The sequence below is a fragment of the Saccharothrix ecbatanensis genome (assembly GCF_014205015.1).
GTDB classification, from domain to species: Bacteria; Actinomycetota; Actinomycetes; order Mycobacteriales; family Pseudonocardiaceae; genus Actinosynnema; species Actinosynnema ecbatanense.
In genome coordinates this window covers 3,895,405-3,912,569 of record NZ_JACHMO010000001.1, presented here as the reverse complement: position 1 = coordinate 3,912,569, position 17,165 = coordinate 3,895,405, and the positions used below count along the sequence as shown (strand labels likewise).

Genomic DNA, 17,165 nt, shown 5'->3' with positions numbered 1-17,165 from the left:
CTCCGGATGTCAGGTGAACCGCAGTGAACCGGTTCGAGAGGATGGACAGTGAACAAGCGATTGCGTCGACCGAAGTGCCGGCGGCAGTTCTTGTGCGGTCGCCGATGCGGGTGGACTACCGCGACCGAGTGCCGTCGGATCCGAGTGATGCGCTGACGGGCCGGGCGTCGGGTGTCGTCAGGGCTGGGTCCACGAGGTCGAGTGCCGCGATGTAGGTCACGCGGCCGTTTCGGATCACCGCCGGTGAGCCGTCCGCCGTGGTGTGCAGGACCCGGGCCGTCGTCGGTTGGAGCGTCTCGAAGCACAGGCCGGCGGTGCGGCCGTCTGCGAGCACGACCGGTTCGGTGGGCGGCAGCCAGATCCGGGCGGTGACACGGGCTCCGATGATGTCCTGCAGCGAGGAGGGGGTCACCCGCGCGTGTTCGTCGACCAAGCCGCAGGTGGCGGTCAGGACGAGGTCGCCGGTGTGGGAACGCAGCCAGTTGTGCGTGGTCGCGGACATCAGGTAGAGGGCGGGCACGACGACCAGCCGGTAGCGACCGAGGTCGGCGCCGGGTGGGGTGACGTCGACGTTGCCGTGGGCCTCGGTGAGCGCGGCGTGCCAGCGCAGGGCGAGGCGGTCGTAGTCGACGTGCCGCGTCGGCAGGTGCTTGCCTTGCCAGGCCCACATCGTCTGCTCGTCGTAGACGAGCGCGACGTCGGCGTCGACGACCTCGGGCGCGCGGGTGGCCAGCGCCGCGCCGAGCCTGGTGATCTCGTCGAAGACGGGCCCGTCGGATCCCTCGTGCGGGATCATCGCCGGGTGCCACTGCTCGGCGCCGCCGCGGGAGGCCCGCCACTGGAAGTACATGATGCCGACGGCACCGCGGGCCAGGTGGGTCTCGGCCGCCTCGGTGATCGATCCGGGTGGCAGCGACCGGAGGACGCCGTCGGTGTGGATCGCGCCGGCTGCGTGCTCCATGAGCAGCCAGCGGCCGTCGGGATGGCCGGCGGCACGAGCCCAGCCACGCGCCCGGTCGGCGGCGAAGGCGCGCTCGGCCGGCGCTTCACCGATCGTCGTCGGGTAGTGGTCGATGGCGACGAGGTCGACTTCGCGGGCGAAGGCGGCGTGGTCGACGGGCACCCAGTCGTCGACGACGAAGTTCGTGGTGACCGGCCAACGACCGGCGAGAACGGCCTGCTGGTCGCGGTAGTGGCGGATCATCGAGTCGGACAGGAAGCGCCGGTAGTCGAGTTCCTGCGCGGGGTTGGGCAGGTACTGGGTGGCGCGTGGCGGCAGGACCTCGTCCCACCGGCCGTACCGCTGGGACCAGAAGTCGGTGCTCCACGCGTCGTTGAGGGAGTCCAGGGTGCCGTGGCGGTCGCGCAGCCAGTCCTGGAAGGCGTGCTCGCAGTGCTCGCAGAAGCACCACGTGCCGTACTCGTTGTGGACGTGCCACAGGCGCAGTGCCGGGTGGTCGGAGTAGCGGTTGGCCAGCTCGGTGGCGATCCGCAGGCTCGCCTGCCGGTAGGCGGGGGCGTTGATGCAGTACGTGTCGCGAGAGCCGTGGACCAGACGCACACCCTGCCGGGTGACCGGGAGGGCATCCGGGTGCGTCCGGGTGAACCACAGGGGAGGTGACGCGGTGGGCGTCGCCAGGCAGACGCCCACGCCGGCGCTGTGCAGGCCGTCGAGGACGCGGTCGAGCCAGTCGAAGTCGAAGCGGTCGGGTGAGGGTTGCAGCCGCGACCAGGAGAACACCCCGACGGTGGCGAGGTTGACCGACGCGGTGCGCATGAGCGCGAAGTCCTCCGCCCAGACCTCCTCGGGCCACTGATCGGGGTTGTAGTCCCCGCCGAAGAACAGCCCGCTCGTGCTTCGCCCGCGTTCGGCGGACCCCAGGGGGAGGTCCTCCGGGCGGGGGAGCGGGTGGCCGGCACCGACGTGGGCTTCGGAGGTGCCGTCGCCGGACTCCGGCGCGCGATCCTGCATGGGATCACCTGTTTCGTCATCGCTGTGGGGAACCGGCGATCGGTGATCACCGGTGGCTGGGCGGAACCGGGCGGCCGGGTGTTGCGAGGTCCTCTAGCGCTGCGGCAGCCTGACGCGCATGGCGCCGGGGGAGCGGTTGGCCCACCGGCAGTACGGGATGAGGTCGACGTCGCCGAGTCCGTGCGTGCGGGTCCTCGGTTCGTCGGGGGGCGCGTACAGCTGCCGGCCGGGCTGTTCGAGCCGGAGGCCGGTGAGCGTGACGCGGCGGGCGAGGAGCTCATCGTCCCAGTCGCCGTCGCGCACCCGGGTGTCGTCGGCCAGGCGTACGTCTTCCAGGACCGTCCCCTCGGGCAGGTCGGCGGCTTCCAGGCAGTAGACGACCGGGCCGCGGCGGACGGTGAGGGTCCCCCGCGCCGCGTCCACGCGCGGGTGTGCGGCCATGAACGTCGGGGTGTTCGGCAGCCGCAGCCGGGCCAGGCGCGAGCCCGCCACCACCGTCGCGTAGCTCCCGGCTCGCGCCGGGACGGGTGCGCCGTCGACGGTCAGCTCGGCACCGTCCGCCCAGCCGGGGATCCGCAGCTCGATCGCGCGGGGAGCGGGGGCGTCGAGTTCGATGGTGATGTCGCCGTCCCACGGGTAGCCGGTCGAGACGTGTGCCTTCACGCCGTCGCCGATCTCGATGGAGCCGGCGGCGTACAGGTGGACCTGGACGGCGTCGTCGGTCTCCGTGGTGACGTAGGCGGTGATCGAGGCGAGCAGCCGCGCGAGGTTCGGTGGGCAGCAGGCGCACTTGTACCAGTCGAGGCGGGTCGAGGGCGCGTCCTCCTCGTGGGTGTGGCCGGTGCGCAGTTGCAGGGGGTTGGAGTAGAAGAACGAGCGGCTGTCGAGTGCGGTCGAGACCGCGATGGCGTTGTACATGCCCCGCTCGATCTCGTCGGCGTAGCGCGCGTCGCCGTGGAGCAGCAGCATCCGCCAGTTCCAGTGCAGGTTCGCGATCGCGGCGCACGTCTCGGAGTAGGCGCGGTCGGCCGGGAGTTCGTAGGGGTCGCCGAACGCCTCGCTGCGGTGGCGCGAGCCGAGCCCACCGGTGAGGTAGAGCTTCTCGTGGTGCGTGTTGTCCCACAGGCGCAGCAGCGCCTCGCCGTACCCGGCTTCGGGGTCGTCGAGCTGGAGGTCGGCTACGCCGGCGAGCAGGTAGAGCTGGCGAACGGCGTGGCCGGTCACTTCCCGCGCGGCCTTGACCGGGGCGTGGTCCACGTAGTAGGCGCCGCCCCACCCGTCCTCGTCGATCGTCCGGTGGCCGCGCAGTTCGACCATCCGGGCGGCGAGCCGGCGGTGGCGGGCGTCGCCGGTGACCCGCGCGAGCTCCACGAGCGCGGTCTCGATCTCGGGGTGCCCGCAGATGTCGTCGCGGCCACCGGGACCGAAGACCCGGTGCACCAGTTCGACGTTGTGCAGTGCGATGTCGAGCAGGTCGGTGCGGCCCGCGTGGGACCACGCGATCGCGGCCTGCACGAGGTGACCCAGGGTGTAGAGCTCGTGCCCCTGCGCCAGGTCGCTGAACCGCTCCCCCGCGCAGGGACCCCGGTAGTAGGTGTTGACGTAACCGTCGGGTTCCTGGACGGCCCGGATGAGCGCGACCGCCTCGTCGACGAACGCCTCGTGGTCGCGGACGCCGCGCACCGCCTCCCAGCCCAGCGCCTCGAGCGTCTTGTACAGGTCGGAGTCGGCGAACATCGGCCCGCGGTACGGGGCCGAACCCCTCCCGGCGAGGCGTCGGAAGTTGTCCATCACGCCCGAGTCCTCGAGCCGGGCGATGCAGTGGGGGATGGTCGCAACGGTGTTGACGTCCTGCCACCGCCCCAGGAAACCGCCGGAGAGCAGGGTGGCGCGCAGGTCTCGCGGCCGGCGCGCGTTCGCGGCCGTCGGCGCGGCCGGGGTGGGAGTGGCGGTCATGTCTCCTCGTCTGCGATGCGTGCGCGGGCGGGGAGGACGGGGCCATCGGGGTGCGCACCCGTCTTCGCGGATCCGCGGTCACGCGGGTCCTCCCACACCTCCCACCGGGCAGCGCCAAGGATGCGTATGCCGACCAGATTTGTCAACATGCGGTACAAATCCAACGGGTTGGCGTGCCGCTTCACCGGGGGCGGTCGCGCGCCTCGGCCGGTCAGAACTGGAGGCGGTCCCGGATGGCGAGGACGGCCGCGGCGCGCGCCCACTCGGTGAACTCGAACGGCTGGATGTCGACGACCACGGGCGCGGCGGTGGGATGCAGGGTCGCGGCGATCGCGGAGTCCATTTCGGACCGGGCCAGCTCGGCCACGGGGATGCCCTCGCCCGTGATCACGATCTTTTCGGGGTCGAACGTGTTGGCGAGGGTCGCCACGAGGACGCCGAGCGCGTAGGCGGCGTCGCGGAAGGCGCGCACCGCCGCCGGGTCGCCGCTTCGCGCCAGGGCGACGACGGCCTCGTAGTCGAGGCCAGGGGTGCGCATCGCTCCGACGATGGCGGCGTTGGGCAGGAACGCGGTGACGCAGCCGCGGTGGCCGTACTCGCAGAGCGGGCCGTTGCGGTCGATCGGCAGGTGGTCGAGGCGCCCGGCCTTGCCGTGGCCCCCGGTGACGATCTTGCCGTCCACCACCAGGCCGAAGCCGATGCCGAAGCCGACGGTGATCAGCGCCATCAAGTCGAACCCGGCGCCCACGCCGAACCAGTGCTCGGCCGCGGTCAGGCAGCGCACGTCGTTCTCGGTCGCGACCGGCACGCCGAGCCGCTGTTCGGCGAGGTCGGCCAGGGCGACCTGGCGCCAGCCGAGGAACGGCGACTCGGTGACGATCTGGCGACCGGTCGAGGTCACCACGTCGCCGGCGAGGGCGATTCCCGCCGCCGCGATATCGGGGCGGCCCTTCACGAGGCGTTCGCGGACGCGGCCGATCTGGGCGATGGTGTCCTCGACGCCCCCCGAGTCCAAGGCCTCGTCGTGGGAGACGAGCACGCGGGCCTCCAGGTCGGTGACCGCGGCGAAGAGGCGGTCCGCGGTGAGGTTGACGCCGAGGAAGCTCCGGCCCTGTGGGCGGACGTGGAGCAGTTCCCCGGGCCGGCCGGCCGTCCCGTTGAGCTCCGCGGCCCCTTCGGACACCAGTCCGTGCTCCATGAGTTCGCGGGTCACGCGGGTCAGGCTCGTGCGCGATATGCCGAGCCGCCGGGCGATCTCGGCCCGGGGCATCGGACCGTGGATCAGCAGCTCGCGCAGGGCGCCCCGCTCCGCGCTGTTCAAGGTGGGCCACGAGGTCGGGTTCGTGGCCGGCGCCGCCGGGGGACTCGCCATGCCGTGCTTCCTCCATATGTAACAGCTTGATCCCGGTCGGACACGGTGGGTTCGTTGAACCGCCAGGTTACCCGCGAGCTTGCCAGTTTTGACCATGTTAGTTAGTCACGCATGTTGGCAAACTGGGCGCGAGTACGTAACCTGCACCACACAAGGGTTTGGGTCACCGCCAACACCGCGCTTGGTCTCGCCGACGACCACGGTCACGGGGCGGCCCACGTCGTGGCGGCGGACGTGAAAGGACGGACCATGTCGGGCACGCCAACCCCGGGCTCTCGGACAACCCGCAGGATCACCAAGGACGGCCGGACGATCACGGCGACGCTCACGAGCCGGGCGCCGAACCCCCAACCCGCTACCTCGTTCTCGTTCGGATTCATCGGATCCGCGACCGGCAAGGCCCGCGAAGCCGACTCGGTTTCCTGCACCGCGGCCTGACGAGGGACTCGGCTCACAGCCAACCGAGTCCCAACCGGCCTGTGAGCGTTCCCGCAGCGCCAGACCGAGCACCTGGGCTCGGCTCCTCACGACGGCGGGAGTCGAGCCCGCCATGCCGACGCGGACAACCCTGTCCTGCGTCAATCCCCACTACGAAAGAACCACGATGAGAACATCGATAGTGAACCGTGCGTCGGCCGCCATCGCCGCCGCGACCGCTGCTGCTCTCGTCCTCGCGGGCTGCTCGACCGACGGGTCGAAGCCAACAGGGGACGGCAAGATCGTCCTGGAGATCGCCACGTTCGGCGATTGGGGATACGGCCCCTACATCGAGCAGTGGGAGGCCAAGCACCCCAACGTCACTGTCGAGTACGCGACCGCCGGAGGCGGCGACGACCAGCGCGAGAAGCTGCTCAACTTCGTCGGCCAGGACTCGGGTCTGGCCTGCGTCGAAGCGCTCGAAGTCGACTGGCTCGGGGAGTTCAAGAAGTTCTCCGACCGCTTCGTCGACCTGTCCGACCCCGAGCTCGAGGATCGTTGGTTCGACTGGAAGTCAGGGGCGGCGACCACCGAGGACGGCAAGGTCATCGGCTACGGCACCGACATCGGCCCCCAGGCCGTCGCGTACCGCGCCGACCTGTTCAAGGCGGCCGGTCTGCCTTCCGACCGCGAGGCGGTCGCCGCATACCTCGGCGGCGACAACGCGACCTGGGAACGGTTCTACGAAGTCGGCGCGGAGTTCACGGCGAAGTCGGACTCGGCCTGGTTCGAGTCGGTGCAGGGCGCCTACACCGGCATGGTCAACCAGGTCGAGTACGCCTACGAGAACAAGGACGGCACGCGCAAGAACCTCGCCGGCTCCGAGGTCGAGAAGATCTTCCGGACCGTGCTCAAGCACGGCACCGAGCAGAAGCAGTCCGCGGGCCTGACGCAGTGGTCCTCGGACTGGAACGCCTCCTTCAAGCGCAACGACACCTTCGCCGTCGTCATGGCGCCGTCGTGGATGTCGGGCACGATCAAGGGCAACGCGGGCGATGACTTCGTCGGCTGGGACATCGCCAACGTCTTCCCCGGCGGCGGCGGCAATTGGGGAGGGTCCTATCTCTCCGTCCCGGCCCAGTGCAAGCACCCCGAGGAGGCCAAGGACCTGGCCGCCTACCTCACCTCCGCCGAGGTGGCGCTGGACGCGGCCGTGAAGAACGGCGGCGGGTCCCCGAGCCAGGTCGAGGCGATGAACTCCCCGAAGCTCCTGCCGCTGACCAGCCCGTTCTTCAACAACGCTCCCACCGGCCAAATCTGGGCCGACCGGGCCGCGGCGGTCAAGGTTGTCCCGTTCAAGGGCCCGAACTACAAGAAGGTCCACGACGTGATCGTCGCCGGCCTCAACCGGGTCGACGTGGACAAGTCGCAGAGCGTCGACCAGTCCTGGGCGCAGGTCCTCTCCGAACTCGAATCGCTCAACTGACGAGACAGGCGGGCCGGGTCCCGGCAGGGCCCGGCCCGCCGGAAACGAGAGGGAAACGGAACCTCTGATGACAACCACACACGACCCGGCGCCAGGGCTCAGAACCGATGCCCCGGCCCCGGAACGCCGGCGTCCGCAGCGCGGCTCCAGGCGACGGGTCACGGCCGCCGGACTCGACCTGCGGGTATCGCCGTATCTCTACATCGCGCCGTTCTTCATCCTGTTCCTGCTGTTCGGGCTCGCGCCGATGTTCTACACCGGATGGGTCGCCCTGCACGATTGGCACACCATCGGCGGGCAGGGCGACTTCGTCGGCCTGGACAACTTCACCGCGGTCCTCGGCCAGGACGTGTTCTGGAAATCGGTGTTCAACACCCTGTCGATCTTCGTGTTCACCGCGGTGCCCCAGCTGATCGCGGCGATGTTCATCGCGGCGGTGCTGGACGCGAACCTGCGGGCCGGGACGTTCTGGCGCATGGCCGTCCTGCTGCCCTACGTGGCCGCCCCGGTCGCGGTGGCGATCATCTTCTCCAACCTGTTCGGCGACCAGTTCGGGCTCATCAACAACCTCCTCGCCACCGTCGGCCTGCCGGAGGTCCAGTGGACCGGCTCCTCGACGGCCAGCCACGTCGCGATCTCCACGATGGTCTCCTTCCGCTGGACCGGCTACAACGCGCTCATCCTGCTCGCCGGCATGCAGGCCATCCCCCGCGACCTGTACGAGGCGGCGAGCATCGACGGCGCGACCCGGGTCCGCCGCTTCTTCTCGGTGACCATCCCGATGCTGCGCCCGACGCTCATCTTCGTGATCATCACCACCACCATCGGAAACCTCCAGATCTTCGACGAACCCCGCATGTTCGGCGGCGCCGGCGGCAACGGACCCGTCGGCGGCGCCGACGGCCAGTGGAAGACGATCACGCTCTACCTGTGGGAAGTCGGCTGGCGGCACGCCAACCTCGGCCGCTCCGCCGCGATCGCCTGGCTCCTCCTCCTGCTGATCGTCCTCATCGGACTGATCAACTTCCTGATCGCCCGGAAGATCGCCTCGGAGAACGGAGCCAAGCGATGACCACGACCCTCCAACCCGGAGCCCGACGGGCCACGTCGCGCCCGGGCAAGCGCCGCGAGACCTTCGGCGAGGCCCGCCGCCCCGGATGGGCGACCTACGCGACACTCATGATCGTCGCCGCCATCGGGGCGTTCCCGTTCTACTGGACCATCGTGGTCGGTAGCTGGACCAACGACGTGATCTACTCCGACGAGCCCACCCTCACCGTCGGACCCAACCTGATCAACTCGATCCGACGAGTCCTCACCGCCGACATCAACCTCGTCGCCGCGGCCCTGAACTCCCTGTTCGTCTCGGCCACGACCGCGCTCGCGGTCGTCCTGTTCTCCACCCTGGCGGGATTCTCCTTCGCGAAGCTCCGGTTCCGCGGCTCCAACGCCCTGCTGGTCGCGGTCGTCGCCACCATGGCCGTACCCGCCCAGATCGGCGTCGTCCCGCTCTTCCTGCTCATGAACCACCTCAACCTGCGCGGCAGCCTCCTGGCGGTCATCCTGCCCAGCCTCGTCACCGCGTTCGGCGTGTTCTGGATGACCCAGTTCCTACGCGGGGCGCTACCCGACGAGCTCATCGACGCCGCGCGCATCGACGGCGCCTCGCTGATCAAAACGTTCTGGCACATCGCACTACCGGCCGCCCGCCCGGCCGCGGCGATGCTGTTCCTCTTCACCTTCGTGGGTAGCTGGACCAACTTCTTCTGGCCCTACATCATCCTCGACAGCAAGAGCGCCACCCTGCCCGTCGCCCTCCAAGGACTCCAGTCGCAGTACTACACCGACTACCCGCTCATCCTCACCGGAGCCCTGCTCTCCACCATCCCCCTGTTCATCCTCTTCGTGTTCGCGGGCAGGCAACTGGTCGCGGGCATCATGGCCGGAGCCATCAAAGGCTGAGCCGGCACGACCAATCCGGAACACCCGATACGACGTTCGACCACCAGGAGCCATTCGTGACCGAAGCCACTGTCCGCGCTGTCGTCAACCTCGACGTCGAGGGTCCCGTGATCAACCGCCACGTGTACGGCCACTTCGCCGAACACCTGGGCCGGTGCATCTACGGCGGCTTCTACGTGGGGGAGGATTCCGATGTGCCGAACGTGGGCGGCATCCGTCTCGACGTGGTCGAGGCTCTGCGCGCGCTCGGCATCCCGAACCTGCGCTGGCCCGGCGGTTGCTTCGCCGACGAGTACCACTGGCGTGACGGCATCGGCCCCAAGGGGGACCGGCCGGTCATGGTGAACACCCATTGGGGCGGGGTCGAGGAGAACAACCATTTCGGCACGCACGAGTTCATGGCGCTGTGCGAGCTGCTGGGCACCGAGCCGTACGTGTCCGGGAACGTCGGCTCCGGCACGGTTCAGGAGATGAGCGAGTGGGTGGAGTACGTGACCCGCCAGGGCGGGTCCCCGGCCGTGCGCGAGCGCAGGGTCAACGGGCGCGAGGAGCCGTGGACGGTGCGGTTCTGGGGGCTGGGTAACGAGGCCTGGGGCTGCGGCGGCAACATGTCGGCCGCGCAGTACGCCTTTGAGGCCCGCCGTTTCGCGACCTACTGCCGCGACTACGGCGACAACAAGCTCTACCGCATCGCGGCCGGCGCCGCGGAGTTCGACTACGCCTGGACCGAAACCCTCATGAAGCAGCTCTCGCACCTGGGCTGCCAACGCGTCGAGCGCCCGCTGTACCAGGCGCTCTCGGTCCACTACTACACGATCTCCGGCACGTGGAGCGACAAGGGCGACGCGACGGTCTTCACCGAAGACGAGTACTACGCCACGATGCTCCAGGCCAACCGCACGGACGAGCTGCTCACCGGCCACGGACGCGTCATGGACGTGTACGACCCCACCAAGGAGATCGGGCTCGTGCTCGACGAGTGGGGCACCTGGTGGAACGTGGAGCCGGGCACCAACCCGGGGTTCCTGTACCAGCAGAACACGATGCGCGACGCACTCGTGGCGAGCCTCCACTTCGACATCTTCCACCGGCACGCCGACCGCCTGGTGATGGCCAACATCGCGCAGACGGTCAACGTGCTCCAGGCGATGATCCTGACCGACCCGGACTCCGGCGCGCTCGTGCTCACCCCGACCTACCACGTGTTCCGGATGAACAAGGGCCACCAGGACGCGGCGTCGCTGCGCGTGGACACCCCGGCCGGGATCCCGACCCGAGAGGTGGACGGCAAGCCGTTGCCGACGGTCTCGGTCTCGGCTTCCCGCAAGAACGGCCGCCTGCTCGTCTCGCTGTCGAACCTGGACGCCGGCGCGGGTCGGGACGTCGAGATCGACCTGCGCGGCGGGACCGTGGGCGACATCGAGGCGACGATCCTCACCGCCGACACGCTGCAGGCCCACAACACGCCCGAGGCGCTCGAAGCCGTGGCACCGCGCGCGCACGAGGGCGTGAAGTTCGAAGGCACGACACTGCGGGTGCACCTGCCCGCGCACTCCTTCGTGACTGTTGCGGGCGCACTGGCGTGACGGTCACGAGGGCTGACAAGGAATCCCCATGACCGACCCGCACCACGGCCCCGTGCGACCCACCGCGGAGGCCAGGACCGCGCTGCGGCCGGCAGCGTTGGACGACGTCACCTTCGAGCGGGACAGCCTGTTCGGGCAGTGGCAGCACCGCAACGCCACCCGCACCCTGCCGCACTGCGTCAAGCAGCTGGCAGCTTCCGGCGCACTGGACAACCTCCGCTTGGTCACAGGCGAAAAGTCCGGCGAGTTCCGCAACGTGTGGTTCGCCGACTCCGACGTGCACAAGACCCTGGAAGCCGCGGCCTGGCACCTGGCCGGGAACCCCGGCGACGCCAAGCTCGCGGCGTTCCTCGAGTCGACCGCCGAGCTGCTGGCCAAGGCCCAGGGCGACGACGGCTACCTCAACTCCTACTACGCCGCCGTCGAGCCCGACCGCCGGTGGCAGGAACTGCACCGCAGTCACGAGCTGTACGTGGCCGGCCACCTGTTCCAGGCCGCCGTGGCCGCCGCACGGGCGGGCGTGGGCTCGGAGCTGCTCGCGGTGGCCCGGCGGTTCGCCGACCTGCTGGTGGAGACATTCGGCGCGGACGACGGCCCGGACGGGCTCGACGGGCACCCCGAGGTCGAGACCGCCCTGGTGGAGCTGTACCGGGTCACCGGTCACCGCCCCTACCTCGACCTCGCCCGCCGCATGATCGACCTGCGCGGCCGCGGGCTGCTCGATGACGAGCGCTTCGGCCCCGCCTACCTCCAGGACCGCGTCCCGGTCCGCGAGGCGGACGAGGTCGCGGGCCACGCCGTGCGGCAGCTGTACCTGCTGGCCGGGGTGGTCGACGTCGCGGTGGAGACCCACGACGACGAACTGCTGGCCGCGGCGGGCAGGTTGTGGGACGACGCGTTCGGCAGCAAGACCTATATCACCGGCGCCTACGGCTCCCGCAACCAGGACGAGGCGTTCGGCGACCCCTACGAGCTGCCCGCCGACCGCGCCTACGCCGCGACGTGCGCCGCCATCGCCTCGGTGCAGTGGAACTGGCGCATGCTGCTGGCCACAGGCGAGTCCCGCTACGCCGACGAGCTGGAACGCGCCCTGTACAACGCGGTCGCGGTCGCCACCTTCTTGGACGGCAAGCACTTCTTCCGCTCCAGCCCGCTGCACGTGCGCACCGGCCACGACGGCTCGGACGAGGACGCGCCCGCGCAGCGCCTGCCCTGGTACTCCTGTGCCTGCTGCCCGCCCAACCTCGCCCGCCTGATCGCCTCCCTGCACGGCTACACGACCACGACCGACCACGACGGCGTGCAGGTTCACCTCTACACGGCCGGCACCATCCACACCGAGGTCGACGGCACCGCCGTGGAGATCACCACCCGCACCGACTACCCGTGGCACGGGCACGTGGAGCTGACCGTCACCGCCTCCGCACCGGTCACGCTGTCGCTGCGCGTGCCCGGCTGGTGCACCTCGACCCGGGTACGCGTCAATGGCGCACCCGTCGACGCGGTGCCCAGGAACGGCTACCTGAGGCTGCGGCGCGACTGGTCGGCCGGCGCGACCGTCGTGCTCGAACTGGACATGCCTGTGCGCGTGGTGCGACCGCACCCCCGCATCGACGCCGTCCGCGGCTGCGTCGCGCTGACCCGCGGCCCCCTCGTCTACTGCGTCGAACAGGCCGACCTGCCCGCCGACGTGATGCTGGAGGACGTCCGGATCGAGCCCACCAGCCCTGCGACCACCGGCCTGCTGGGCAGCCCGCAGGGCCCTGACCGTGCGCGGCACGGTCGAACCACCGCCAACCGACAAGCTCTACACCGCCGCTGCCACCGCGATCAGCTCCACTCCGATCACATTCGCCGCCGTTCCGTACTTCCTGTGGGCAACCGGACGCCCGGACCGATGCGGGTCTGGGTGCCGACCACCACGGCGTGACGAAACACCTCTCCCACTTGCTCCGACATCACCGCGGTGACCCTTCCGTGGTCGCGTACGGTGACGGTCATGTCACGTCCTACCGTCGCGGCGCCAGGCGTTGGCGCTCTGGCTTGGCCTCGGCTTTCCGCGTCCTCCCGTGCGGCGTTGCGGCTGTTGTTGACGCGTGGCGGTCTTCCGCGTGCGGAGATGGCCCGCATGCTGGAGTTGTCGCGGACCAGCCTGACGCGGGTGACGCGGGAGTTGCTCGAGGTCGGGCTGGTGCGGGAGGGCGTGGTCGAGTTGCGGGCGACGACCGGCCGTCCTTCGGAGGTCTTGGAGGTGGTGGCGTCTGCGCACCACTTCCTGGGGATCAAGCTCACCGGTGACGCGCTGCACGCGGTCGTGACGGACGTGGCGGCGACGGTCCAGGAGCATTCGAGCGCGGCGCTCGCGGCTCAGGACGTCGATCACGTGGTCATGCAGATCGCGGCCCACGTGGAAGAGGTTCGCGGTCGGTTCCCGCGGTTGACATCGGTCGGGATCAGCCTTGCCGGTGCGGTGACCGGCGTCCCGGGCGCGGAGGTGGTCCACCAGTCGCCGTTCCTCGGCTGGACGGGTGACGTGCCGCTCGGGCGGTTGGTCGCGGAGGCGACGGGGTTCCCGGTGGTGGTCGAGAACGACGTGAGCGCCCTGACCGCGTTGGAGGCGTGGAGCCGGGTCGGCGCCGGTGTGTCGTCGATGGCTTTGGTGACGATCGGCGCGGGGCTGGGTTTCGGGTTCGTCGTCGACGGGCGAGTGGTGCGCGGCGCCCACGGTGCCGCCGGGCGGTTGGACCACGTGGTCGTCGTCCCGGACGGGCCGGTCTGCGAACGGGGCCATCGGGGTTGCGCGAGCGGGCTGCTCAACGAGGGCGCGGTGGTGCGCAACGCCGGCTCGGCTTCCGGTGACTACAGGGCGGTCATCGAGGCGGCGCGCGCCGGGGATGGTGTGGAGCGTCGGGCGGTCGAGGCCGCCGGTGTGGCGTTGGCGCGGCTGATCGCTCTGATCCAGAACACGGTCGACCCGGAGAAGGTGGTGCTCACCGGCGACGGGTTGGACACCTACCGCGTCGCGGCGGATGTCGTGCACGCCGAGATCGACCGGCTGGCCGAAGGCGGGGTCGGCAGCGCGGCGCTCGACGTGCAGGACTTCGACTTCTCCGAGTGGGCACGCGCAGCGGCGGGAACCGCCATCTTCTCCCTGCTGAGCTGACAAAACGGTCTTTGTCACGGAGGTTGACAAACCCCTGACGTGGCTCTTAGCGTGGGTGGGCACGGGCGATCGGCTCGACCCGCACACCATGGAGCTGTCAAGGGAGATGCCTCGCATGCGATCGCGTTCATCCACACCCCCTCGGCGCGGTCGCCGCCCTCGTTCCGGCGGACTGCTCCGGGGAGACACCCGGCGGGGACGGACCCGTCACGCTCGAGTTCGCTCGATGCTGTCCGACCAGGACACCTACCCGCCCACCGTCGGGCTGCACGCCTTGGCGTCCAAGGGATCACCGGCCGCCCTCTGATCGCCGGCCATCGCCGGCGCGATCATCCCGCTCGTGGTGTTCGTGCTGTTCCCGCAACGGTTCTGGAAGCTCGACCTGCTGACCGGAGGACTCAAGGGATGACGACGCACTGGCCGACGGCCCTGATGCCGGACCACGACCGGTTCTGCTCGGACTCGCTGCTGGACCACTCCAAGGCCGAGCGCGACATCATCCGCCAGTTCGCCCCCACCACGCCGATCACCACCAACCTCAACCGGGCCAAGGCATCCCGTGAGTTGGTCCGGGACAGTCTCGGGCACATCGCGTGTGGTGCCGACGGGGCGCTGTTCTTCCGGTGGTGGGCCTCGTTGCGGGAGCCCGGCGGCGGAGCGGGACCGGACGTGGTGCGCCGCGAGAAGGACGGCACCACGTGGGTGTTCGCCCTCAATCACGGTGACGAGGCGCGCCAGGTGGCGCTGAAGGGAGTCGAAGTCGTGACAGGGGAAACCGTCGACCACGAACCGGTCGTGCCGGGCCACGAGGTGCGCATCGTGCGGGAGCGCCGGTGACCGGCACCGGGCCGACGTGGCCCGGTCATCCGGTCGTCCTCGCGGCGGCCGGGGTGTCGCTCGTGCTGGCGCCACAGGTCGAGGGCTTGCCGGAGGTGCTGCACTGGGGTGCTGATCTCGGCCCGCTCGGTGTGGCGGAGCTCGACCAGTTCCGGATCGCGCGGGAACGCGGGGTCTCGGCCAGCGCGCTGGACGAGCCGTGGCCGTTCACCCTGGCGCCCGGCGAGGGCGACGGGTGGGCGGGAGCCCCCGGTCTGCTGCTGGAGTCGGAAGGCAGTCCGTTCCGACCCCGTTGGCACGTCGACGGGTTCGGCGTCACGTCCACCGACGTCACGGTGACCGCGTGGTCCGCCGGTGTCGTGCTGGAGATCGACCTCGGCTTGGACGCGCACGGCGTTCTCCGCGTGCGCCACCGGGTGCGAAACGAGGGATCGACCCCGGTGCGCGTCGTCGTCGCCGACACGGTGCTGCCGCTGGACGACCGCGCGACCGAGTTGCTCGACTTCTCCGGTCGCTGGACGCGCGAACGGGTGCCGCAGCGGCGTCCCCGCACGCAGGGGACGCTGGTGCGCGAGTCCCGTCGCGGGCGCACCGGCCACGACTCGCCGATGCTGTTGGTGGCGGGCACGCCGGGCTTCGGTGACCGTCACGGCGAGCTGTGGGCCGCCCACCTCGCGTGGAGCGGCGACGCCCGCTACCGCGTCGACGACCTGCCCGAGGGGCGCGTCGCGATCGGCGTCGGGGAGTTGCTCCGCACCGGCGAGGTCGAACTGGCGGCGGGGGAGACCTTCCAGACCCCGGACGGCGTCTTCGTCTGGTCCGACCGCGGGCTCGACGGGGTGTCGGCCCGCCTGCACGCCTCGCTGCGCGACCGACCACACCACCCCACCTCGCCACGACCGGTCGTGCTGAACACGTGGGAGGCCGTCTACTTCGACCACGACCTCCCCACCCTGCACCGGCTCGCGGACATCGGCGCGGACATCGGCGTGGAGAGGTTCGTGCTCGACGACGGCTGGTTCCGCGGCCGCCGCGACGACCGCGCCGGGCTCGGCGACTGGGTGGTGGACGAGGCGGTGTGGCCGAACGGCCTGCACCCCCTGGTCGACCACGTGCGCGGACTGGGCATGCAGTTCGGGCTGTGGGTCGAGCCGGAGATGGTCAACCTCGACTCCGACCTGGCCCGCGAACACCCCGACTGGCTGCTCACCCCGGACGCCGGCCGCGCACGGACAATGCGCAACCAGCACGTGCTCGACCTCGCGCTGCCGGAGGTCCGCGAATACCTGCTCAAGCACCTGTCCGCGCTGCTGGACGAGTACGACATCGCCTACCTCAAGTGGGACCAGAACCGCGACCTGCTCGAAGCCACCCATTTGGGTCGCGCCGGGGTCGACGCGCAGGTGCGTGCCCTCTACGACCTCCTCGACGCCCTGCGCGCCCGGTATCCGGCACTGGAGATCGAGTCGTGCGCCTCCGGCGGCGCCCGCATCGACCTCGGCATCCTGGAACGCACCGACCGGGTCTGGCCGTCGGACTCCAACGACTCCATCGAGCGCTCCCGGCTGCAACGCTGGACCGAATTGCTGCTGCCGCCGGAATTGATCGGCAGCCACGTCGGCCCGCCCCGGTCCCACACCTCCGGCCGGCACGCCGACCTCGGCTTCCGGATTGCCACCACCCTGTTCGCCTCACCTGGTCTGGAATGGGACCTCACCGCCGGCGGCCTGGACGAGCTGGACGTCCTGACCGCGTGGATCGACTTCTACCGCCGCGTGCGACCCACCCTGCACACCGGGGAACTCGTCCACGACACCCCGACCGACGGGGGAGCGCTGCTCACCGGAGCGGTCGCCCCCGACCGCGCCCACGCGCTGTACCGCCTGTCCCGCACCGACTCCGGCGACCGCGCCGTGCCGCCACCCATCCGCCTGCCCGGCCTCGACCCGACGCGTCGGTACACGGTGCGCGTGGTGGACGAACTGCCGGCACCCCGGCTGCTCGACGTCCGGCCACCGGCGTGGATCACCGCCGGAACGACCGTCGCCACCGGCCGCGTCCTGGCCCAAGCCGGACTCGCCGCACCACTGCTCGCACCGGCGCAGGCCCTGGTGCTCGAACTCACCGCACTGGACGGAGGTGCTTGACACCCACATCCCGGCAACTCACCGGCACCTGCCCGGCCCCATGTCGCAGGAGAGCTGAGCCCATTCCGAAATAACGTGCGTGGACCGGTTCCCGGATCATCCGTGAACCGGCCGCAGGTTATTCCGACAGTGCGGCGTGTATTTATTGTTCCGAACGCTTGTCGCGGTCGGGGAGTCGCTCTACAGCCAGTTTTGTTCATTAAGCCGATCGGCGGCTTCCTTGATTTGCATGGGGCGCTTACAGTCATTTTCTGGGAGCGCTCCCAG

11 protein-coding genes are annotated in these 17,165 nt (G+C 70.2%); 8 read left to right on the top strand and 3 right to left on the bottom strand.

Annotated features, from left to right (window positions below; genetic code table 11):
• Nucleotides 1-115: 115 nt before the first annotated feature.
• The 3 genes from F4560_RS16310 to F4560_RS16300 form a co-directional block, all read right to left on the bottom strand.
• Entirely contained in the window at nt 116-1,972 is a 1,857-nt protein-coding gene (locus F4560_RS16310) for a beta-galactosidase (protein WP_184920952.1), read from the bottom strand.
• Nucleotides 1,973-2,065: 93 nt separating this feature from the next.
• Nucleotides 2,066-3,928: a glycoside hydrolase family 127 protein gene (locus F4560_RS16305; protein ID WP_184920950.1), complete on the bottom strand. Its 1,863-nt coding sequence runs from the start codon at nt 3,926-3,928 to the stop codon at nt 2,066-2,068.
• A gap of 211 nt (nt 3,929-4,139) precedes the next feature.
• Nucleotides 4,140-5,300, bottom strand: coding sequence for an ROK family transcriptional regulator (locus F4560_RS16300; protein WP_184920948.1), 1,161 nt, complete (start codon nt 5,298-5,300; stop codon nt 4,140-4,142).
• 604 nt (nt 5,301-5,904) lie between these two features.
• Here F4560_RS16300 and F4560_RS16295 point away from each other — a divergent pair.
• The 8 genes from F4560_RS16295 to F4560_RS16260 all read left to right on the top strand — a co-directional run bounded on the left by F4560_RS16295 (nt 5,905) and on the right by F4560_RS16260 (nt 16,898).
• The gene (locus F4560_RS16295; RefSeq protein WP_184920946.1) at nt 5,905-7,203 is read left to right on the top strand and encodes an ABC transporter substrate-binding protein; all 1,299 of its coding nucleotides are present in this window, start codon (nt 5,905-5,907) and stop codon (nt 7,201-7,203) included.
• 67 nt (nt 7,204-7,270) lie between these two features.
• On the top strand, nt 7,271-8,275 hold the full coding sequence (locus tag F4560_RS16290; RefSeq protein ID WP_184920944.1) for a carbohydrate ABC transporter permease: 1,005 nt from the start codon (nt 7,271-7,273) through the stop codon (nt 8,273-8,275).
• A complete protein-coding gene (locus tag F4560_RS16285) occupies nt 8,272-9,165 on the top strand; it encodes a carbohydrate ABC transporter permease (RefSeq protein WP_184920942.1) in 894 nt (297 codons plus the stop codon). The genes F4560_RS16290 and F4560_RS16285 overlap by 4 nt, the downstream gene beginning before the upstream one ends.
• A gap of 56 nt (nt 9,166-9,221) precedes the next feature.
• Nucleotides 9,222-10,751 carry an alpha-N-arabinofuranosidase gene (locus F4560_RS46170; protein WP_184920940.1) on the top strand — a complete coding sequence of 510 codons (1,530 nt, stop codon included), beginning with the start codon at nt 9,222-9,224 and terminating at the stop codon, nt 10,749-10,751.
• Nucleotides 10,752-10,779: 28 nt separating this feature from the next.
• Nucleotides 10,780-12,681 carry a glycoside hydrolase family 127 protein gene (locus F4560_RS16275; protein WP_246477821.1) on the top strand — a complete coding sequence of 634 codons (1,902 nt, stop codon included), beginning with the start codon at nt 10,780-10,782 and terminating at the stop codon, nt 12,679-12,681.
• A gap of 69 nt (nt 12,682-12,750) precedes the next feature.
• On the top strand, nt 12,751-13,914 hold the full coding sequence (locus tag F4560_RS16270) for an ROK family protein (RefSeq protein ID WP_184920938.1): 1,164 nt from the start codon (nt 12,751-12,753) through the stop codon (nt 13,912-13,914).
• A gap of 405 nt (nt 13,915-14,319) precedes the next feature.
• Nucleotides 14,320-14,751, top strand: a complete 432-nt coding sequence (locus F4560_RS16265; protein ID WP_184920936.1) for a Beta-galactosidase C-terminal domain — start codon at nt 14,320-14,322, stop codon at nt 14,749-14,751.
• Entirely contained in the window at nt 14,748-16,898 is a 2,151-nt protein-coding gene (locus F4560_RS16260) for an alpha-galactosidase (RefSeq protein WP_184920934.1), read from the top strand. Before F4560_RS16265 ends, F4560_RS16260 begins: the two co-directional genes overlap by 4 nt.
• Nucleotides 16,899-17,165 lie beyond the last annotated feature (267 nt).